The 19,842-nt window shown below is 61.2% G+C and carries 21 protein-coding genes; 5 read left to right on the top strand and 16 right to left on the bottom strand.

Going from position 1 to position 19,842, the window contains the following annotated elements; translation table 11 throughout:
- Nucleotides 1-47: 47 nt before the first annotated feature.
- The 3 genes from CAF87_RS14425 to cynS form a co-directional block, all read right to left on the bottom strand.
- A complete protein-coding gene (locus tag CAF87_RS14425; RefSeq protein ID WP_085731995.1) occupies nucleotides 48-707 on the bottom strand; it encodes a carbonic anhydrase in 660 nt (219 codons plus the stop codon).
- Nucleotides 708-719: 12 nt separating this feature from the next.
- The gene (locus tag CAF87_RS14420; protein WP_085731994.1) at nucleotides 720-956 is read right to left on the bottom strand and encodes a DUF2790 domain-containing protein; all 237 of its coding nucleotides are present in this window, start codon (nucleotides 954-956) and stop codon (nucleotides 720-722) included.
- 84 nt (nucleotides 957-1,040) lie between these two features.
- A complete protein-coding gene (cynS, locus tag CAF87_RS14415; RefSeq protein ID WP_085731993.1) occupies nucleotides 1,041-1,505 on the bottom strand; it encodes a cyanase in 465 nt (154 codons plus the stop codon).
- 119 nt (nucleotides 1,506-1,624) lie between these two features.
- On the opposite strand from cynS, the gene cynR reads away from it, so the two are divergent.
- The gene (cynR, locus tag CAF87_RS14410; protein WP_085731992.1) at nucleotides 1,625-2,503 is read left to right on the top strand and encodes a transcriptional regulator CynR; all 879 of its coding nucleotides are present in this window, start codon (nucleotides 1,625-1,627) and stop codon (nucleotides 2,501-2,503) included.
- Between the two features lie 72 nt (nucleotides 2,504-2,575).
- On the opposite strand, the gene CAF87_RS14405 is transcribed toward cynR, so the two are convergent.
- The 4 genes from CAF87_RS14405 to CAF87_RS14390 form a co-directional block, all read right to left on the bottom strand.
- Nucleotides 2,576-2,905 (bottom strand): hypothetical protein, encoded by a 330-nt coding sequence (locus CAF87_RS14405; protein WP_047293552.1) that lies wholly within the window; start codon nucleotides 2,903-2,905, stop codon nucleotides 2,576-2,578.
- 175 nt (nucleotides 2,906-3,080) lie between these two features.
- Nucleotides 3,081-3,371 carry a hypothetical protein gene (locus CAF87_RS29295; RefSeq protein ID WP_170931749.1) on the bottom strand — a complete coding sequence of 97 codons (291 nt, stop codon included), beginning with the start codon at nucleotides 3,369-3,371 and terminating at the stop codon, nucleotides 3,081-3,083.
- Nucleotides 3,372-3,416: 45 nt separating this feature from the next.
- The gene (locus CAF87_RS14395; RefSeq protein ID WP_085731990.1) at nucleotides 3,417-3,920 is read right to left on the bottom strand and encodes a GNAT family N-acetyltransferase; all 504 of its coding nucleotides are present in this window, start codon (nucleotides 3,918-3,920) and stop codon (nucleotides 3,417-3,419) included.
- A 47-nt stretch (nucleotides 3,921-3,967) separates the two neighbouring features.
- Nucleotides 3,968-5,911: a DNA topoisomerase III gene (locus CAF87_RS14390; RefSeq protein ID WP_085731989.1), complete on the bottom strand. Its 1,944-nt coding sequence runs from the start codon at nucleotides 5,909-5,911 to the stop codon at nucleotides 3,968-3,970.
- Nucleotides 5,912-6,190: 279 nt separating this feature from the next.
- Between CAF87_RS14390 and CAF87_RS14385 the strand changes: the two genes are divergently transcribed.
- Both CAF87_RS14385 and CAF87_RS14380 read left to right on the top strand, forming a co-directional pair.
- The gene (locus tag CAF87_RS14385; RefSeq protein WP_085731988.1) at nucleotides 6,191-7,597 is read left to right on the top strand and encodes a serralysin family metalloprotease; all 1,407 of its coding nucleotides are present in this window, start codon (nucleotides 6,191-6,193) and stop codon (nucleotides 7,595-7,597) included.
- Nucleotides 7,598-7,750: 153 nt separating this feature from the next.
- The gene (locus CAF87_RS14380) at nucleotides 7,751-8,119 is read left to right on the top strand and encodes a DUF427 domain-containing protein (RefSeq protein WP_085731987.1); all 369 of its coding nucleotides are present in this window, start codon (nucleotides 7,751-7,753) and stop codon (nucleotides 8,117-8,119) included.
- A gap of 49 nt (nucleotides 8,120-8,168) precedes the next feature.
- On the opposite strand, the gene CAF87_RS14375 is transcribed toward CAF87_RS14380, so the two are convergent.
- On the bottom strand, nucleotides 8,169-9,791 hold the full coding sequence (locus tag CAF87_RS14375; RefSeq protein ID WP_085731986.1) for an MFS transporter: 1,623 nt from the start codon (nucleotides 9,789-9,791) through the stop codon (nucleotides 8,169-8,171).
- Between the two features lie 70 nt (nucleotides 9,792-9,861).
- Nucleotides 9,862-11,508: a GMC family oxidoreductase gene (locus CAF87_RS14370; RefSeq protein ID WP_085731985.1), complete on the bottom strand. Its 1,647-nt coding sequence runs from the start codon at nucleotides 11,506-11,508 to the stop codon at nucleotides 9,862-9,864.
- Between the two features lie 133 nt (nucleotides 11,509-11,641).
- On the opposite strand from CAF87_RS14370, the gene CAF87_RS14365 reads away from it, so the two are divergent.
- The gene (locus CAF87_RS14365) at nucleotides 11,642-12,529 is read left to right on the top strand and encodes a LysR family transcriptional regulator (protein WP_085731984.1); all 888 of its coding nucleotides are present in this window, start codon (nucleotides 11,642-11,644) and stop codon (nucleotides 12,527-12,529) included.
- 99 nt (nucleotides 12,530-12,628) lie between these two features.
- On the top strand, nucleotides 12,629-13,891 hold the full coding sequence (locus CAF87_RS14360) for an MFS transporter (RefSeq protein WP_085731983.1): 1,263 nt from the start codon (nucleotides 12,629-12,631) through the stop codon (nucleotides 13,889-13,891).
- Between the two features lie 31 nt (nucleotides 13,892-13,922).
- Here CAF87_RS14360 and CAF87_RS14355 read toward each other — a convergent pair whose 3' ends face one another.
- The 7 genes from CAF87_RS14355 to CAF87_RS14325 are packed head-to-tail and all read right to left on the bottom strand — an operon-like array spanning nucleotide 13,923 to nucleotide 19,823.
- Nucleotides 13,923-15,290 carry an ATP-binding protein gene (locus CAF87_RS14355; protein WP_085731982.1) on the bottom strand — a complete coding sequence of 456 codons (1,368 nt, stop codon included), beginning with the start codon at nucleotides 15,288-15,290 and terminating at the stop codon, nucleotides 13,923-13,925.
- The gene (locus CAF87_RS14350; protein ID WP_085731981.1) at nucleotides 15,287-15,949 is read right to left on the bottom strand and encodes a response regulator; all 663 of its coding nucleotides are present in this window, start codon (nucleotides 15,947-15,949) and stop codon (nucleotides 15,287-15,289) included. Before CAF87_RS14350 ends, CAF87_RS14355 begins: the two co-directional genes overlap by 4 nt.
- A gap of 11 nt (nucleotides 15,950-15,960) precedes the next feature.
- Nucleotides 15,961-16,242 (bottom strand): tetratricopeptide repeat protein, encoded by a 282-nt coding sequence (locus tag CAF87_RS14345; protein ID WP_085731980.1) that lies wholly within the window; start codon nucleotides 16,240-16,242, stop codon nucleotides 15,961-15,963.
- Complete coding sequence (locus tag CAF87_RS14340) at nucleotides 16,208-17,017, bottom strand: SDR family oxidoreductase (RefSeq protein WP_085731979.1); 810 nt, start codon at nucleotides 17,015-17,017, stop codon at nucleotides 16,208-16,210. The genes CAF87_RS14345 and CAF87_RS14340 overlap by 35 nt, the downstream gene beginning before the upstream one ends.
- Entirely contained in the window at nucleotides 17,004-17,678 is a 675-nt protein-coding gene (locus CAF87_RS14335; protein WP_085731978.1) for a TenA family transcriptional regulator, read from the bottom strand. Before CAF87_RS14335 ends, CAF87_RS14340 begins: the two co-directional genes overlap by 14 nt.
- A complete protein-coding gene (locus CAF87_RS14330) occupies nucleotides 17,675-19,156 on the bottom strand; it encodes an AMP-binding protein (protein WP_085731977.1) in 1,482 nt (493 codons plus the stop codon). Before CAF87_RS14330 ends, CAF87_RS14335 begins: the two co-directional genes overlap by 4 nt.
- Nucleotides 19,146-19,823, bottom strand: coding sequence for a thermostable hemolysin (locus CAF87_RS14325; protein ID WP_085731976.1), 678 nt, complete (start codon nucleotides 19,821-19,823; stop codon nucleotides 19,146-19,148). The genes CAF87_RS14330 and CAF87_RS14325 overlap by 11 nt, the downstream gene beginning before the upstream one ends.
- Nucleotides 19,824-19,842 lie beyond the last annotated feature (19 nt).

The raw sequence follows: 19,842 nt of genomic DNA, 5'->3' as shown, positions 1-19,842 counted from the left end.
ACACGCTGATACAAAGCAAACGCCCCGGCAGGTGCGGGGCGTCCGGTTCAGGCGGCATTGACCGTTTGGCCATGCACTGCGCAGGTCGACGGTTGCTCGGCCAGCGAGACGAAGGTGCGACGGTCGGCTGTGAGGGCATCGATGGAACCGGTCTCGATGTCGTAGACCCAGCCGTGCAGGTTCAGCAGGCCTTTTTCCTGGGCCAGGCGCACGCTTGGATGAGTCTGAATGTTCGCCAGTTGGGCGATCACGTTTTCGCGCACCATCGAACTGAGCTTGGCGGCGTCATTGACGTGTGGTCGCGATTCGTTGACCACTTTCGCCGACTCGGCATGTTGCAGCCAGCCGCTGACGGCGGGCAGGTGATCCATGCATTTGCACTGGGCGATGGCAGTCATGGCGCCGCAATCGGAGTGGCCGCAGATCACGATGTCGGTGACGCCGAGCACGGCTACCGCGTACTCCACCGTCGCCGAAACCCCGCCAGGGTGCGGACTGTAGGACGGTACGATATTGCCGGCGTTGCGGATCACGAACAGTTCGCCGGGTTCTTGCTGGGTCAGCAGTTCCGGTACGACGCGGCTGTCGGAGCAAGTAATGAACAAGGTGCCCGGAGTTTGGGTAGTCGCCAGGTATTTGAACAGTTCAGTGCGTTGCGGAAACGCTTCGCTCTGGAACTTCAGGAATCCTTCGATCAGGTTTTTCATGGTGTTGTCCTCTCAGTTCGAACAGCCGGTACCGAATTCGCTGTATTGAAGAATGTGTTTTGTGCCATTGCTGTCGAGGTAGGTCATTTCGACCGGCACCACGCCGCAGACGTCGGCGACCGGGGTGATGCTCACGACTTGCGCGATGTCCAGTTGCATGCCGTAGCGATAGGCGACAGCTTCTTCACTGGCCTGGGCTTGAGCGCAAAGGCCGGCGAGCAGGGCCAGGGACAGCAGAATTTTTTTCATGGGACAGCCTCCAGACGGATGTGGTGACGACTTGGCAATTCAGGTTTGGATGGGGCCCGCACGCGGGGTGCGGGCCCGGAGGGATCAGAACGGACGCAGCGGGAGGAACTTGCCGTCGAGGGTGACCACGGCGCGGGAACCGCCTTCAGGGTCTTCGACTTTTTTGATGTCGAGTTTGAAGTTGATCGCGCTGATGATGCCGTCGCCGAATTGTTCGTGAACCAGTGCCTTCAGGGTGGTGCCGTAGATCTGGATCATTTCGTGGAAGCGGTAGATGGTCGGGTCGGTTGGCACACCATCGAGGCTGCCGCGCAGCGGGATGATTTGCAGGGCGGCGACGTCTTCGGCGCTCAGTTGCAGCTTGTCGCCGACCACTTCGGCAGCGGCTTTTGGCAGCGGGTGCTGGCCGAGCAGGGCGGCGGTCACGTAGGCCAGGCTCAGGCCGGTGCCGTCGGCCAGGTCCTGCCATGACAGGTTTTTCTGTGCTTTGGCATCCAGGGCGCGAGTGGTCAGGGCGATACGGCTGTCGTTGTAGGCTTGAGATTGCATGGTGTTTCTCCTTTCGGGGTTGGCTTGCTGTGTGGAATTCATCTTCTGCCGATTGATCCATAGCGTCCAAGACCGATATACAATGAAAGGCATAAGTACTTCCTATAGATGGAGAGCCCATGCTACTGCGACATTTGCGTTACCTGCTGGCCGTGGCCGATCACGGCGGTTTCACCCGGGCGGCCGAAGCGCTGCACGTGTCGCAGCCGACCCTGTCGCAACAGATTCGCCAGTTGGAGGAAAGCCTTGGCGTGGATCTGTTCGACCGCACCTCGCGCTCCGTAAAACCCACCGATGCCGGCCAGGCCTACATCGAATGTGCGCGGCGGGTGCTGGTGGAGCTGGAGGCGGGCAGGCGCGCGTTGCATGACGTGAAGGATCTGTCCCGAGGCTCGCTGCGCCTGGCCATGACGCCGACCTTCATGGCGTATCTGGTCGGGCCGTTGGTGCGCGATTACGTGGCGCGATATCCGGGGATTCACCTGGAGATTTTCGAGCTGTCGATGGATGACATCGAGGCCGGACTGGCGGATGACTCGCTGGATATCGCGATTGCCTTCACCCCGGTGCGCAGCCCGGACATTGAATGCATTCCGGCATTTGTCGAGACACTCGGGGTGATGGTCGGGCGTGAGCATCCACTGTATGACAGTGCTTCTGTGCTGACGCCGGATGACATTGCGCAGCTGGATTTCGCTCTGTTGGCGCCGGACTTCATCACGCGGCTGTCTATTGACGAGTATTTTCGTCAGCACGGGATTACGCCCAAGGTGCAGATCGAGGTGAATTCGGTGAGTACGTTGCTGGAAGTGATTCGGCATGCGCCGATTGCGACCATGTTGCCGGAGGCGATTGCGACCGAGGATCGGGCGTTGCGCCGGTTGCGGGTCGAGAGTGAGGCGCCGCAGCGGGGGGCGGCGTTGTTGCGGCGCCAGAACAACTATCACAGTGCGGCGGCGGAGGCGTTCATGAAGCTGGTACTTGAAACTCGTTCATGAGCATTGTTTGCGAGCAATAAAAAGGGCCTGCTTCGTTTCCGAAGCAGGCCCTTTGTCTATTGAAGTTTTAACTTAGCAGAACCGATCAATCACCCGAACTTCGTTCTTGTTCTGCATCGAGTCCCACGCCTGTTTCAGCGTTTGCAGAACATTACCGATGAAGTCCTTGTCGGCCGCGGCTTTCTTGCCGACATAGCCGTGGCCGCGGCGGTACATCTTCAGGCGGGCCAGCAGGTTCTGGTTGTTCCGGTCGAACTCTTCTTCACCAGCATGGGGCGACAGGCAGTCGATGTGGACCTGACCCGACTTGCTGATCCACAGAATATGGCTGTCGTGGCTGTCTTTTTGCGCAGCGAACATACGAGCCAGTTCTTCGATAGTAGGTTGATTGTTCAGATTCATGATATTGCCCCTTGACCAGTCTGGTGATCTTTCAAAGTTGATTCGCTAATACAGGTAGCCCATCGGTTAGTTGATCCCTGGCACCGAAACCAGGACGTCAGCGGTCGCCCGTGTGAAGTACGGGGTCATGCGTCTGTTGCATGTAGTCGTGTTGAATAACTGCTACGCAATAGCGTCACAACGAGGAGAAGCAGCGAAAATCGGGAGGCTCCTTGACGACGTTTTCAGGGTCGACCACAAGCGTCTTGAGAATTTTCGCCAGCGCTTCTCGTCCTTGTACTGGACGTTCAGGCCAGGTCAGCTTCTTCAATCTGCCTTGTGGGCAGCGTGTATCCGGAAAAAACAGCTCGGCGGTCAGACGAGCTTGCTCAAGCGTGTTGCCAGTGCTCCCGATCGGGGAGACGTCTGCATCATGCAAAAGCCAAACGACGCCGTCAACGGTTTTGTAGTGATTATTTTTGGTCACTACATATTGTCGGACAAAGTCTTTCTGGAATGAGAAAAGGGCCGTTCAGGCAGCGTGGGAAGGGCTGCGCAGGCAGTAGAACGTGCAGGGGTAACCGTCTACGGTTTTCTGCTGGCGAGTGAAGTCGCCGCCGCTCACCTCGGGGATCACCCTGGCCCAGAACCGCTGCGCAGGCAGGTTGGCGTCGACATGGAAAATCTGCCATTGACCGGGCAGATGGCTCAAGAGGGCAGAGGCGACAAACTGCGCGACGCCTTGGCCACGCCATCGCCGGCTGACGAAGAAATAGCCGATGTTGTAGTCGACACCTTCCATGAGGATGTGATCATCGACGGTCACGAACCCCGCCAGTTCGCCGTCGACGTGAATCAGGAATGGCCGGGTCGCCGGCTGGTGCCAGTAATCGTCCTTCAACTGGATCGGGAAGAAACCATGCCCGCTCAGCTTCAGCGGCAGCCATTCGCTGAAGTCGTAGGTGTAGAACTGCATCAGGTTTTCGATGGTGTCCAGTTCGTCGCGCCGGGCGACGCGCAGTTCGATGACAGACATGCCGCTGGCTCCTGACAATCACTGCAGAAACAGTAGCGCGCAGCGAGCTATTTAGCTGCCGGTTTCGCTGCACGTTTGCTGGTACCGGTGGCTTTGCGCCGAGTGGTCTTGCGCTTGTTCTTCCACGGTGCAGCGGCTTTGCCGGCAGGGGGTGGGCCGCTGATGGTCAGGCTCAGGCCGGCGCAACGGGTCACTTGCTTGCTCATCCACGCGGCTTGCTTGGTGACGAACTCTTCCAGGCTCATCTCGCCGCTCTGCACCATGTCCAGCGCCTGTTCCCAGATCGCCGTGGTGCCGGGGTCGGCAATCGCTCGCGGTGCCGCGTCGATCAGGCTGAACGCCGCGGGCGTGGCGGCGAGGGCCTTGCCGCTTTTCACCAGATAACCGCGATCCAGCAGGCCCTGAATGATCGAGGCGCGGGTAGCTTCGGTACCGATCCCGGTGGTGTCTTTGAGTTTCTGCTTGAGCAGCGGATCTTCCACCAGTTTGGCGACGTTCTTCATCGCCTTGATCAGATCGCCTTCGGTGTAGGGCTTGGGCGGCTGCGTCCACAGGTCCTTGAGTTTCACGTCAGCAACGGCGCACTCGGCTCCTTGGGACAGTGTCGGCAAAGTTTGTGGTGCGGGGGCTTCACGGCCCTTGGCCGGAGCCAGTGCTTCCGGCAACGCGCGTTTCCAGCCCGGCTCGATGATTTGCTTGCCGACTGCGCGCAAGGCTTCCCCGGCGCAATCGAAATCGGCCTGGGTGCGGTCGTATTCGTGATTGGGCAGGAACTGCGCCAGATACCGCGCGCGAATCAGCGTGTAGACCGCGCGGTGCTTGCCGGTCAGGCGTTCCAGATTCTTCGCGGCGGCGGTGGGAATGATGCCGTGGTGGGCGCTGACCCTGGCGTCGTTCCAGGCGCGGGAGCGGCGCTGCGGCTCCAGATGTTCGCGCAGTGCTTCGAGGCTCGGGTCGGCTTGGCGCAGCGCCGCGAGAATCCCCGGCGCTTCGCTGTGCTGGCTCACAGGCAGGTAGCCGCAATCGCTGCGCGGGTAGGTGATGACTTTGTAGGTTTCGTAGAGGGCCTGAGCGATGTCGAGGGTTTCCTGGGCGCCGAGGCCGAGTTTCTTCGAGCAGACTTCCTGCAACGTGCCCAGATCGAAGGGCAGGGGCGCCACTTCGCGTATGCGCTCGGTGCGCAGCTTGACCACCCGGGCGCTGGCGGCGCTGCTGATTGCGGCGGCCGCTTGTTGGGCGAGAGCCTGATTGAGGCAACGATCCTGATCGTCACAGGCATCGCTCGGTGCACGCCATTGCGCCGTAAACGCCGTGCCGTCATGCAGCAGTTGCACATCGATGGCCCAGTACGCGACGGGTACGAAATCGGCAATGCTGCGGTCGCGATCCACCACCAGCCGCAGGGTCGGCGTCTGCACCCGGCCCACCGGCAACACGCCTTGATAGCCCGATTGCCGGCCAAGCAGGGTGAACAGGCGACTCATGTTCATCCCGATCAGCCAGTCCGCCCGCGAGCGCCCCAATGCCGAGTGATAGAGGCTGAAGGTTTCAGCGCCCGGTTTGAGCGCCGCCAAGGCCTTGCGGATCGATGCTTCGTCCAGCGCCGACAGCCACAAGCGGCGGATCGGCCCGCGATAGCGGCAATGTTCCACCAGTTCCCGGGCGATCATCTCGCCCTCACGGTCGGCGTCGGTGGCGATGATCAGTTCGCTGGCCTCGCCGAGCAGACGCTTGACCGCTTTGTACTGGCTGGCGGTGCGCGGCTTGACGGTCATTTTCCATTTGTCGGGGATGATCGGCAGATCCGCCAGCACCCAGCGTTTGTAGCGCGCGTCGTAGGCGTCCGGCGGAGCAGTTTCCAGCAGGTGGCCGATGCACCAGGTCACCGTGACGTCCGTTCCCAGCCAGCAGCCGTCGCCCCGGCGCCTTGCGCCCAGCACGGCCGCAATATCTTTGGCCTGGGAAGGTTTTTCACAGAGGTACAGCCGCATAACCACCGTCGTCGATCATTGCCCGAAGAGGCGCACAGGATGGCCTGAGTCGGGCGCCGGGGCAACTTTTATCTGTATGGATATACAGATAAAAAGATTTCCGGTCATGACCGCCCGCGTCAGGGCAATCGGGGACGCTATCGAGAAATTGAATGGCGCTCACGACTGGCACTGTGTCAGGTTCGAATCGCCTCAACAGGGCGAGTGACAGGACGATCTCGCCAGAAGATCGCCGTTTTACTGTCTGACACTGACTCTTCAGCAACAAGGACGTACACCATGTCTCAACCTTCCTCCCAGGCCAGCAGCGCCTTCACCGCCGTCGACACCTTCAGCCACCTGTATGACCGTGGCACCGGGACCGTCAACGGCAAACCGTCGTTCACCGCCGACCAGGCCGCCGACGAAATCCTGCGCAAGGGCATGTCATGGCAGGACAAAAATGCCGACGGCAAGATTGATCTGACTTACACCTTCCTGACCGACAAACCGTCGAACTACAACCCGAAACTCGGCAACTTCAGCGAGTTCAGCGCCCAGCAGAAAGCCCAGGCCGTGCTGTCGATGCAATCGTGGTCAGACGTGGCCAAAGTCACCTTCACCGAAGGCAAGGGCGGCGACGGTCACATGACGTTTGGCAATTACGACGTCAGCACCGGCGGCGCGGCGTTCGCCTACCTGCCACAGGGCAGCAGCTATGACGGCCAGTCGTGGTACCTGATCAACGATCAATATCAGGTCAACAAGACCCCGGACACCAACAACTACGGGCGTCAGACCCTGACCCACGAAATCGGCCACACCCTCGGCCTGTCGCACCCGGGCGCCTACAACGCCGGCAACGGCAACCCGACCTACAACGACGCCAAATACGCCGAAGACACCCGTGGCTACAGCCTGATGAGCTACTGGAGCGAAGCCAACACCGACCAGAACTTCAGCAAGGACGGCAGCGGCGCCTACGCTTCGGCTCCATTGCTGGACGACATCGTCGCCGTGCAGAAACTCTACGGGGCCAACTTCGAAACCCGCGCCGATGACACCGTGTACGGCTTCAACTCCAACGCCGACCGCGACTACTACAGCGCTACTTCGAACACCTCCAAAGTGGTGTTCTCAGTGTGGGACGGAGGCGGCAACGACACCCTGGACTTCTCCGGCTTCATCCAGAACCAGAAGATCAACCTCAACGAAGGTTCGTTCTCCGACGTCGGCGGTCTGGTGGGCAACGTGTCCATCGCCTATGGCGTGACCGTGGAAAACGCCATCGGCGGTTCGGGCAATGACCTGTTGATCGGCAACAGCGCGGCCAACGAACTCATCGGCGGTGCCGGCAACGACATCATCTACGGCGGTGGCGGCGGTGACACGCTGTGGGGCGGTGAAGGCGCGGACACCTTCGTGTTCGGCGCAGCCAGCGACTCGACCATGACCGCGCCGGACTGGATCATGGATTTCACCAGCGGCCTGGACAAGATCGACCTGTCGGGCATCGCCGGGTTTGTCACCGGCGCGGCCACGCTGAACTTCGTCAGCGGCTTCACCGGCCACGCGGGTGACGCGATCCTGACTTACTTCGCAGAGACCAACCAGACCAGCCTGATGATCGACCTGACAGGCCAGGGCTCAGTGGACTTCGCGGTGGGCGTGGTGGGGCAGGCCGTGTCGACCGATATCGTCGCCTGATCTGAAAACGGACAATCTGAAACGGGAAAACCGCAGCCTTCGCCGGCCGCGGTTTTTTTATGGGCGGAAAAACCGTTCGGCTGCGAACCCGGCGTAATCCGGTCGCATGGGTTATACCTGAAACGCTCCCTTCGCCGCAGTCAGGAGAAACCGATGAAAACCTCCGGTCCCAGCCCCGTCATCACCATCGCCGAGCAACCAGGTTGTGTGTTGGTTAAGTTCCATGGCATCCAGGTCGCCGCCTCGGCCCGAGCACTGGTACTGCTCGAAGCCAATTACCCGCCGGTCTACTACATCCCCCGCGAAGACATCGACGAGAAGTACTTCGCCCGCACCGACCACACGAGTTATTGCCCGTACAAGGGCGATGCCAACTATTTCAGTCTGCAAGTCCCGGGGCATGAAGGGGCGAATGCGGTATGGACGTACGAACATCCGAAGATTTCGGTCAGCCAGATCAAGGACTACGTCGCGTTTTATCCCGATCAGGTGAAGTTTGAATTGCTGGAGGCGGAGGTCTGAAATGCCGCAGGGTGGCGAGGGCATTGCGCCCTCGCCACACGCCGATCAATCAGTTCTTGTCCAGATCGATATTCTTCGTCTCACGCAGGCAGATCATCCCCACCACCAGGCTCACCCCGGTAATCAGCACCGGGTACCACAGCCCGTAGAAAATATCCCCGGTGTACACCACCAGCGCAAACGACACGGTCGGCAGGAAACCGCCGAACCAGCCGTTGCCGATGTGGTACGGCAGGGACATCGAGGTGTAGCGGATGCGGGTCGGGAACAGTTCGACCATCAGTGCTGCGAGTGGGCCGTAGCACATGGCAGAGATGATGATCAGCGCGACGATCAGGGCCACGATCATCGGCTTGTTGATCTGCTGCATATCAGCCTGTTGTGGATAGCCGGCGAGGGTGATTGCGCCGCGCAGGGCGGCCTCGTCGAAACCGTCGATTTTCACATCGCCGACGCTCACTTGCACCGCGCTGCCGGCAGGCGCTGCGACGCTGGAGTAGGGTAGGCCCTGCTTGACCAGGAAGGTCTTGACCTTGTCGCACGGGCTGTCGAATTTGGCCTTGCCCACCGGGTCGAACTGGAAGGTGCAGGTGGCCGGGTCTGCCACAACGGTGATCGGTGCCTGTTGGCTGGCGTGGTCGATGGCCGGGTTGGCGTAGTGGGCCAGGGATTTGAAAATCGGGAAGTACAGCGCGGTGGCCAGCAGCAAGCCAAGCATCAGCACCGGTTTGCGCCCGACCTTGTCCGATAGCCAGCCGAAAATGATGAAGAACGGTGCGCCGATCACTACGCTGATGATCAGCAGACTGTTGGCCACCGCCGGGTCCATTTTCAGGAATTGGGTGAGGAAGAACAGTACGTAGAACTGCGCGGCGTAGAAGGTCACCGCTTGCCCGGCGTTGATGCTGAACAGGGCGATCAGCACGACTTTGAGGTTTTCCCATTTGCCGAAGGATTCGCGGATCGGCGCCTTGCTGGCCTTGCCTTCCTCTTTCATTTTCAGATAGGCCGGCGACTCGTGCAGGCTCAGGCGAATCCAGGTGGAAATCCCCAGCAGCACGATCGACAGCAGGAACGGAATACGCCAGCCCCAGACTTCGAACTGGTCACCGGTGAAGTAGCGGCAACCGAGCACCACCAGCAGTGACAGCAGCAGGCCAAGGGTTGCGGTGGATTGAATCCAGCTCGTATGGAAACCCCGTTTGCCGATCGGCGCGTGTTCCGCCACGTAAGTCGCGGCCCCACCATACTCGCCGCCAAGAGCCAGGCCCTGAAGCATGCGCAGCACCACCAGAATGATCGGCGCAGCAATGCCGATGCTGGCGTAGGTCGGCAGCAGGCCCACGGCGAACGTCGCTACGCCCATCAGGATGATGGTCGCAAGGAACGTGTATTTGCGCCCGATCATGTCCCCCAACCGACCGAACACCAGCGCCCCGAACGGCCGCACGATGAAGCCTGCGGCAAACGCCATCAGCGCGAAGATGAACGCCGTGGTGTCGTTGACCCCGGCGAAGAACTGCTTGCTGATCACCGCCGCCAGGGCGCCGTAGAGAAAGAAGTCATACCACTCGAACACCGTCCCCAGGGACGAGGCGAAGATGACCTTTCGGGTATCGGAGCCGGCGTCCGTGCTGCGCACGGCGTCCAGCGGCTGAGCGTGTTCTGACATATCGGTATCCCTCACAGTGATTGTTTTTGTTGTTTCCACTGGTGTTGCGTGTCCGGGTGATGCGCGATGTCTACAGGGTGTGGGCCATTTCCGTTTTCGGTGTGATGTTCCTTGTCTCGGGGTTGAGCATCAGCTGTGCCGCTTTTTCAGCAATCATCAGCGTAGGCGAACAGGTGTTGCCGGAGGTAATGCGCGGCATGATCGACGCATCGGCAATTCGCAGCCCCGGCACGCCATGCACCCGCAACTGCGCATCGACCACCGCGTCCGCGTCGTTGCCCATGCGACAAGTGCCGACCGGGTGGAAAATCGTCGTGCCGATCTTCGCCGCCGCCTCGTGCAGTTGCTCCTCGGTTTGCAGGCTGGCACCGGGCAGGTACTCCACCGGGTTGAAGGCTTGCAGGGCCGGGGCGCTGACGATGCGCCGGGTCAGACGGATCGCATCGGCGGCCACGCGCAGGTCTTCGGGGTGACTGAGGTAATTGGGCTGAATCAACGGCGCTGCTTGCGGATCGGCGGAGCGAATCTCGATGCGGCCACGGCTCTGCGGCCGCAAATCACACACCGATGCGGTGAACGCGGGGAAGCTGTGCAGCGGTTCGCCAAAGCGCTCCAGCGACAGCGGCTGCACGTGGTATTCGAGGTTGGCCGAGGTCTGTTCCGGCCCCGAGCGGGCAAACGCGCCCAGCTGACTCGGCGCCATCGACAACGGCCCGCTGCGGTCATACAGATAACGCAGGCCCATGCCCATCTTGCCCCACAGGCTGCCGGCGATCTGGTTGAGGGTGCGGGCGTTTTCCAGTTTGTAGATCAGCCGCAGTTGCAGGTGATCCTGCAGGTTGCCGCCGACGCCCGGCAGTTCATGCACCACGCCGATACCGAGCTTTTCCAGCAGCGGACGCGGGCCGATTCCGGAGCGTTGCAGAATGCTCGGCGATCCTATGGAGCCGGCGCACAACACAATCTCCTTGCGCGCCTTGAAACTTTTCATCTGACCCTGCAAGCGGGCGCTGACCTTCGAGGCGCGACCGTCCTCGAACAACACGCGATCCACCTCGACGTCGGTCAACACCGTGAGATTGGCTCGATCGCGAATCGGCTTCAGAAACGCCTTCGCCGCATTCCAGCGCACTCCGGCCTTCTGGTTGACCTGAAAGTAGCCGCAACCCTCGTTGTCGCCCTGGTTGAAGTCATCGATGCTGGCGATGCCGCTCTGTTCGGCAGCGCTGCGGAACGCATCCAGAATCGGCCAGGACAAGCGCTGACGTTCGACCCGCCACTCACCCCGGTCACCATGAAAATCTGCCGCGCCGGCAAAGTGGTTTTCGCTCTGTTTGAACAGCGGCAGCACGTCTTTCCAGGCCCACCCCGGATTGCCCTCGGCGGCCCAGCCGTCGTAGTCGTTGGCCTGGCCGCGCATGTAGATCATGCCGTTGATCGACGAACAGCCGCCCAGCACCTTGCCGCGCGGATAACTCAGCGCACGGCCGTTGAGGCCCGGTTGTTCTTCGGTCTTGAAGCACCAGTCGGTGCGCGGGTTGCCGATGCAGAACAGGTAACCCACGGGGATGTGAATCCACGGGTAGTTGTCGCGCCCGCCGGCCTCCAGCAACAGCACGCGCTGCTGCGGATCCGCCGACAGTCGATTGGCCAGCAAACACCCGGCCGGCCCGGCGCCGACCACGATGTAATCGAATTCATCAAGGGAAGTCTGCATTCCCTGACCTCGCTTATTGTTTTTGTTGTCAGTCATCCTAGTTGTTAGCTTTCGTTAAAAGAATGTTAGTTTTTGCGCAGCCGCTGTGCGTTTTCAAACAGCGCTTCCTGACGATAGCCGACAAGGACAAGCCATGTTCGACTGGAACGACCTGCGGTTCTTTCTTGAGCTGCAACGCAGCGGTCGCTTGCTCACGGCCGCCCGCCGCCTGAACACCACCCACGCCACCGTCGCCCGGCATATCGAGGCCATCGAAAAAAGCCTCGGCACCGCGCTGTTCGTCCAGCATGCCCAAGGCTACGAAATGACCCCGGCGGGGGAGGCGCTGCTCAAACACGCCGAAGCCATGGAAAACGTCGCGCTGCTGGCCCAGGAAGAAATCACCCAGTCCACCGCGCCGCTGGGCAAAATCCGCGTCGGCGTGACGGAAGGGCTGGGCATCATGTTTCTCGCCAGCCGCATGATCGGGCTGTTCGAGCGCTATCCGGGGCTGGAAGTGGAACTGGTGGCGGTGCCGCGCTTCGTCAGCATCCTCAACCGCGAGGCGGAAATCAGCATTCATCTGGAGCGGCCGGCGGCAGACATGCTGGTCACCCGCAAACTCACCGATTACCGGCTTGCGCTCTATGCCAGCCGCGTTTATCTCGACAGCGCGCCGCCGCTGCGCAGTCGCGAGGATCTCGGGCGGCATGCGTGGATCGGCTATGTCGATGATCTGCTGTTCAGTCAGGAGCTGATGTTTCTCAACAGCTTCTGCCGCAATCCGCGCGTGGTGTTTCACAGCACCAGCGTGATCGCCCAGCAACAGGCAGCGCGTTCGGGGCTGGGGATTGCGGTGCTGCCTTGTTATATGGCGGCGGCCGATCCTGATCTGGTGGCACTGTTGCCGGACGAGAGCATCGAGCGCAGTTACTGGATCAGCACTCGGCGGGAGTTGCACAAGTCGGTGCGGTTACGGGTGGTTTGGGATTATGTGGTGGGGTTGTGTGAAGGCGAGCGCGAACTGTTGATGGGCCGGTAAAGGACGGCTGTTTCATGCAACTAAAACGCCCGGCAAAAGGTCATTCAAATTGCGGAGGTTGAGTCATCTCGCAGAACCTCGACAACGAAGACGCTTCCCGTGGCCACTCACCTTGATCGCCGCAATAACCTGTCCCTCGACAGCCTGAATTTCTTCCTCGCCGACGTACGCGACGGGCTCGGTCCTTATCTGGCGATTTATCTGCTGGCGGTTCACCACTGGGAGCCGGCGAGTATCGGGCTGGTCATGACGATTGCCGGGATCGCCGCGCTCATCACCCAAACCCCGGCGGGCGCGCTGGTCGACAGCACACGCTGCAAACGGGCATTGATCGCGATTGCTGCGCTGGTGGTGACCGGAAGCTGTCTGCTGCTGCCGTTCGTGACTTCTTTCAGCCTGGTGGCTGTGACGCAAGCCATCAGTGCCGCTGCCGCATCGATCTTCGCCCCGGCCATTTGCGCAATCACTCTCGGGATCACCGGGCCTCGCGCCTTCACGCGAAGAACCGGACGCAACGAAACCTTCAACCACGCCGGCAACGCCTGCGCCGCACTGCTGGCCGGTTTGTCCGCGTATCTGTTCGGCCCGGTCGCGGTGTTTTATTTGATGGCGGTCATGGCGCTGGCCAGTGTGATTGCCGTCTCGTTCGTATCGGCCGACGCCATTGACCACGATCTCGCACGAGGTCTTTCACCCAGCGAATCGGGGCAGGGCAAGCAGCCTTCGGGGCTTTCCGTATTGCTCACTAACCGGCCGCTGCTGATGTTCGCAATTTGCTGTGCGCTGTTTCATCTGGCGAATGCGGCGATGTTGCCGCTGGTGAGTCAAAAACTGGCACAGGCCAATCTGCAGATGGCCACGCCGCTCACGTCCGCCTGCATCGTCGCGGCGCAACTGGTGATGGTGCCGGTTGCGCTGCTGGTGGGGGCGAAAGCCGACCTGTGGGGGCGCAAGCCTTTGCTACTGGCGGGTTTTCTGATCCTGCCGCTGCGCGGTGTGTTGTATGTGCTGTCCAACGATCCGTGGTGGCTGGTTTCGGTGCAACTGCTCGATGGTATCGGCGCGGGGATTTTCGGCGCGCTGTTTCCGGTGGTGGTGAAAGACCTGACGCAGGGGACCGGGCACTTCAACGTCAGCCTCGGGGCGATTTCGACGGTGTTCGGTCTGGGGGCGGCATTGAGCAACAGCCTGGCGGGGATTGTGGTTCAGGAGGCAGGCTACAGCGCTGCGTTTCTGACGTTGGCGACGGTGGCGATGGCAGCGCTGGTGCTGCTTTGGGTGGCGGTGCCGGAAACCTTGCCGCGCTCCCGAATGGAATCCGCCGAGTCAAACGCTGCCGCACGGCCAATCGTGTCATCTTGATTTCTCTTCTGAACGGCAAACCGCGCAATACTCAGCCGACCGGAATCGACAACGTCGCCCGTAACCCGCCCTCTGCCCGGTTGGCCAGCGTGATGCGTCCGTGCAAGCGCGTTGCGATGGTATTGACGATGGCCAATCCCAGTCCTGCCCCCTGCGGATTGCCACGACTGTAAAAGCGCTCGAACAACCGGGGCCTGTCCGCTTCATCAATACCTGGCCCCTGGTCCTCGACACTCAGGTGATAGAAGCCGTCTGCCTGATGAAGAAACACTGAAATCACGCCATGCTCGGGTGAGAAATTGGCGGCATTGGTGATCAGGTTATTCAGCGCGATGTCGATGACGGCCGCATCGGCGTAAACGTTGAAAGGGTGGTCGCTGGTATCGAATGCCACTTCCAGATGCCGGCTCAGCAGCCACGGCGCAAGTTGCACCAGCGTGTTGCGCACGGTTTCGCCGAGGTCGATTCGTGGGTGGACGGGCGCGTCAGCCTTGGGCTCCAGGCGGGCCATGGTCAGCAGCTGGTTGACCAGGCGGCTGGTGCGGTCCACGCCTGCGATCAGGAAATCCAGCGATTCGCGCCGCTCCTTTTCGGTGCCGGCTTCCTGCAGGTTTTGCGCATGCAAACGCAACACGGCGAGCGGCGTGCGCATCTCATGGGCGGCATCGGCGATGAAGCGACGTTCGCGCCCCAGTACTTCCTGAATCTGCGCAAGCATGCGATTGAGCGCCGCCTGCATGGGTTCCAGCTCGCTGGGCAACGGCGTCAGTTGCAAGGGCTCGAGGGAACCACTGTGCCGGGCACGAAGTGTCGCCGCCATATTGGCCAGGGGCTTGAGCCCCCAGCCGATGGCGAGCCAGACCATTGCCGCGAGGATCAGGCTGCCGACTACGTTCGGCCATAGCGTGTGACGGACGATGCGGTCGACCAGGTCGGCACGGACATCACTGCGTTCGCCGGCCCAGATACGGAAACCGTTCTGCGGGTCTTCGAGGATGAAGGCTCGCCACTGGCGCTGGTCAAGGTCCACCACATCGCTGAAGCCAGGCTGGGACGGTGGCGTGGTGAAAGTCGGTGCGCTGGCGGTGTGTACCAATACCTCGCCCCTGGCGTTCCACACCTGAAAGGCGAGCTTTCGCTCATAGGGATGACCGTCGCCCCGAGGGACCCCTTCAGCCAGCGCAGCGTTGAAGGCGCGGTACAGGTCCGCGTGTTCGTGCCCCGTCAAAGGCATGCGCATGACGCCCTGCAGCAGACGCGCGTTCTGCGCCAGTTGCGCGTCGTAGACTTCGGCGATTTCATGGTTGCTGTCGTGCAGGTTGAACACGCTGAGTACCAACAGGCCGGCAAGCAGCAGGCCGGTTATCAGGGTCAGGGTACGGCGACGGATCGAGGTCATTGACGCTCCTCCACCAGATACCCCACACCACGGATGGTACGGATCAGCTCGGTGGAGAATTTTTTCCGCAGATGGTGAATGTGCACTTCCAGGGTGTTGCTTTCGGCTTCTTCGTTCCAGCCATAGAGCAGTCGCGTCAAGTGATCGCGGGTCAGGACCCGCCCCGGCGGCGACAACAATTCATGCAGCAGTTGATACTCCTTGGGCGTCAGCACCACCGGTTCGCCCAGATAGCTGACTTGCTGGGTACCGGGGTTGAGGCTGATGCCGGCATGCTCGATCAGCATCTGTGCGCGGCCGGCGCTGCGCCGCAGCAAGGCGCGAAGACGTGCCTTGAGCTCTGCCAGATCAAAGGGTTTGACCAGGTAATCGTCGGCACCGGCGTCGAGACCGGCGATGCGATCCTCGGTGGCATCTCGAGCGGTGAGGATCAGCACCGGCAGGTTGGCGCCGCTGGCCCGGACCCGACGCAGTACATCCAGGCCGTCCATGCGTGGCAGGCCGAGATCCAGCACCGCCAGGTCAAAGGATTCACTGAGCAAGGCGTGCAGGGCGCTGCTGCCATCCTTGAGCCAGTCGACGGTATAACCTTCGCGACCCAGCGCCTGGTGAATGCCTTCACCGAGCGCAACGTCATCCTCAATCAGTAATAAACGCACACGGACTCCTGTCATTCGAGTTTCTTGTTCACGTCCACCAGCAACGCGTCGATTTCTTTGTAGCGCCCTGCATCGGCACTTTCCCGGCCAGGACGGGGAGCGGCCTGCCGGGCCTTGAGCAGCGCTGCCCTGGCTTCAGCGTAGCGTTTTTGACGGTAGAGATGATCGCCCCGGAAGTACAGGCTGTCGCTGCTGATCGACGGCGTCCAGTGCCCAGACTGTGTGAGGCACCCAGCAATATAGGCGCGAAGAGTCGTTTCATGGCTTTGGCGCCTCGCTGTCGATTTTTTCACTCAAGCGACGGATCAATGGCAACTGCTTGCGCAGACCGCGATCCACCAGAATGGGCAGCAGGCTGTTCAGGCGCACGAAAAACCGCTCGGGCCAACCCAGATAAAGGTCGCGTCGATCACCGGCAATCGCATGCACCACTGCAGCGGCCACGGTTTGCGGGTCGTCGACGCTGGCGTTGAGCGCATCGTTCAGTGCTTGGGCCGCGAGACTGTTCATCGATGTGCGGGTGGCACGGGGGGCGACGTACAGCACGCCGACGCGGGTGTCTGCCAGTTCGCGGCGCAAGGCTTCGGAAAATCCGCGCAAGGCGAACTTGGTTGCGCAGTAACTGGCGTAGCCTGGGTAGCCGATCGAACCGTAGGTCGAGCCGACATTGACCACCATCGCGCTATCAGCCTGCTTGAGCAGTGGCAGCAACAGTCTGGTCAGGCAGATCGGCGCACTGATGTTCACCGCCAGCATCGCGTTGATTTCGCTGTCGTCGAGCTGTTCGAGCATGGCGAAGTGATTGATCCCGGCTGCGTTGATCAGCAGGTTGAGGCCGCCAATCGCCTCGGCGGCGGCCAGCACCTTGCGCCGGTCGCTCAGAAACGTCAGATCGGCGGCGACCCAGCACAGGTTCTGCGGATAACGCTCAAGCAATGGCTGCAAAACTGCCTGATGCCTTGCGACTGCCAGTACCTGCGCGCCGGCTGCGCAAAGGGCGTCGGCGATGGCCAGGCCGATGCCGCCGCTGGCACCGGTCAGGACCACCCGGGTTTCATGCAACTGCATGATGGGCCTCCGCATCGCGGGGCAGGCCACGGAACATATCGGCATAGAGGTGATAGACGACTTTTGAGGCGTGGATCACCGCGGCCTGGTCGGCGGGATCCTGCAACTGATTCATCAGGTGCCGATAGGTTTGCATGTGCTCGATGTCGAGTGCGCCGTGAGAACTGAGATAACTGAAAGCGGTTTCCGGCAACCCCAGGCGCTCGCGGATACTGCCGGCCGCATGGGTGGCCAGGGCGATGCTGGTGCCTTCCAGCACATTGACCATACCGAACAGACCCACCGGGTTACCCCGAGCGATCAGATCGTAAAGGAAGCTGACCATCAACTCGATCGGCAGTGATGGCTGCCCGTCACTCACAGCCTCCCGGTCGCCGCCACAGACTTCAATATCGTCCAGCACCCATTGTTCATGACCATATTCGTCCTCTATGTATTCGCATACCGCCTTGCGCAGCCATTCAAGGTGCGTCGGCAGGCGAGCGCCGCACGCCATCATCAGCGGTACGGTGTGGCGTACGTGGTAGTAGGCCTGGACGAGAAATGCCCGGTAACTCTCAAGGCTCACCTTGCCCTGCAGGGCATCGAGGATGATCGGCAGGTTGAACAGCGCGTGACGCTCCTCGTGTGTGGCTTCTTGCAGGGTGTCGAAAAAACTCATGATGCGGACTCCCGAGATTTGGCGAATTCAGTCAGTTGCGCCTGGTACAGCGAAACAATGGCGTCACGGCGTGGGCGACCATTGGCGGTGAGCAGACCGTTGGCCGAAGTGAAGGGGTGCGTCAGGCGTGTCCAGTGGTGCACCTGGGCATAGTCGGGCAAGGTCTCGTTGGTGGCGGCGACATCGGCCGCCAGTTGCGCATCGGTACACGCCGGGCTGTGTGGCCAGAGCAAGGCGTGGTTATGTGGCATGGCTTCGCCGTAGACGAAGGCCTGAGCGATGTGACGGCGTTGGGTCAGTTCCGATTCGACCCATTCCGGATTGACGTTGCGCCCGAAACTGGTGACGAACTGATGCTTCTTGCGACCCTTGAGATAGAGAAAACCTTCCGGGTCGAATTCACCCAGATCACCGCTCGGCCACCATTGCTCGGTGCAGGCCGGCTCACCGAGATAACCGAGCAGGGTCGCCCCCTTGACCAGTACCTCTCCGTCTTCGGCCAGGCGCACCTCCACATGGGGCAGAGGGTGCCCGACGCTTCCCGGACGGCGCGCCCCGGGACGATTGAGGCAGACCACCGAGGCGCACTCGGACAATCCGTAACCCTCGTACACGGGCAGGCCCACTCGTTGGGCTCGGTGCAACAGATCTTCGCAAACCCGCGCACCACCGACCGCAGCAAAACGCAGGGATTGCGGATCGAAGACTTTCTGTTCGGCGGCACTGACCAACAGCAACAACAGTTGCGGCACCAGAATCAGGCTTTCGGGTGCCCGACTGGCCAGACAGCCAAGCAGGCGCGGCAGGTCGACACTGCTCGCCCCCTGGATGCCCAGGGTCTTCTGGCTTGGCACACTCAGTGTCGCGCCGGCATACAACGCGGCGTAGCAACCGAGGTTTTCCAGCAGAATCGCCAACGGCAACAACGCCAGGTGATGGCGCGGTGCGTTGGGTTTGCTGGCCTGATCGAGTTCGCGCGCTACCCGAAGCAGGCTGTCCGCGCTCAGACACACGCCTTTCGGGGTGCCAGTGGTGCCGGAGGTAAATGTCAGTTTGGCGGTGCCGGCGAGCACCCCACTGGGATCGCTGAAGCGGCGGTGCCAGAACTCGCCGTGTTGTTCATACCCCGCGGCGCTTAACTCTCGCTCCTGCTCCGGCCCCGCGATCACCCATTCAGCCTTGCTTTGCAACAGGCAATGGGCGCGTTGTGCCGGGCTGAAAAACGGTGGCAGAGTCACGCACGTCAAACCTTCGAACAGCACCGCCAGATCCCAGAGCATTGCCTGGACCCCGTTTTCCAATGCCAGCGCAATGACCGTCACGTGCTCATCGCGCAGACGTTGCTGGCGATACATCACTTCGCTGTACAGCGTCGTGTAATCGAGCTTCAGGTTGTCACCCCACAGCGCGATAGTGTTGTCGTTGCGCCCGGCATGGCTGCGCAGGGTTTCCTGGAATTGTTGCCGTTCAAGCGACATGGCAGGCTCCTTCCAGCGAGGTCTGCAGTCCAAGCCGGGTAAAAAGGCCGATATTGCGTAAATGAAAGAAGCCTGCGCGGATATTGCCGACATGCACCCAGGGCTTGCTTTCGTAATAACTGCCCCAGTGTTGACGCTCGTCACCCAGGCGTTCCGGATCCGCGGCGCACAATGTCACGGGTTTGAGGCCCAGACGATGGAAGCTGTTGACTAGCCCGACATTGCCGGTGAAGGTCACCCATTCCAGGCCACCCATGGCCAGCAGATAGGTGATGGCGATGATGCTCATACGCGCGCTGCCGGTATCGCTGGAGGCGAGGTTGCCGACTTCGACAATGTCGCGGCGCTCCACCGGTCGACCGGCAGCGGCACTGATCAAAGGTTCGATAGGCTCGTCCAGATAACGCTCCAGAAACAGCGGTTCAAGATGGGCGCGGCGTACCCCGGCCACCGCGCACAACTCGCCATCGCCGGTGTGAACACCGAACAGCTCGGGCATGAAGTGCCGGATATCGGCGCCATGGGCCTTGCGGAACCGATGCTGGATGAAGGCTTCGAACGTCTCTCGCAGCGCATCGTCCGGCAAGGCGCCGTTCAATGTCATCGGCGGGGTTTCGGCCTGGCCGAAGTGCAGGGGCAGGGGAATGTTCCAGACGGAATCGGGCATGGGCTTAACACCTCCCTCA

It is taken from the genome of Pseudomonas sp. R38(2017), assembly GCF_002112395.1.
Taxonomy (GTDB): Bacteria; Pseudomonadota; Gammaproteobacteria; order Pseudomonadales; family Pseudomonadaceae; genus Aquipseudomonas.
The sequence above is the reverse complement of the archived record's forward strand: the minus strand, read 5'-3'. Positions and strand labels throughout refer to the sequence as shown.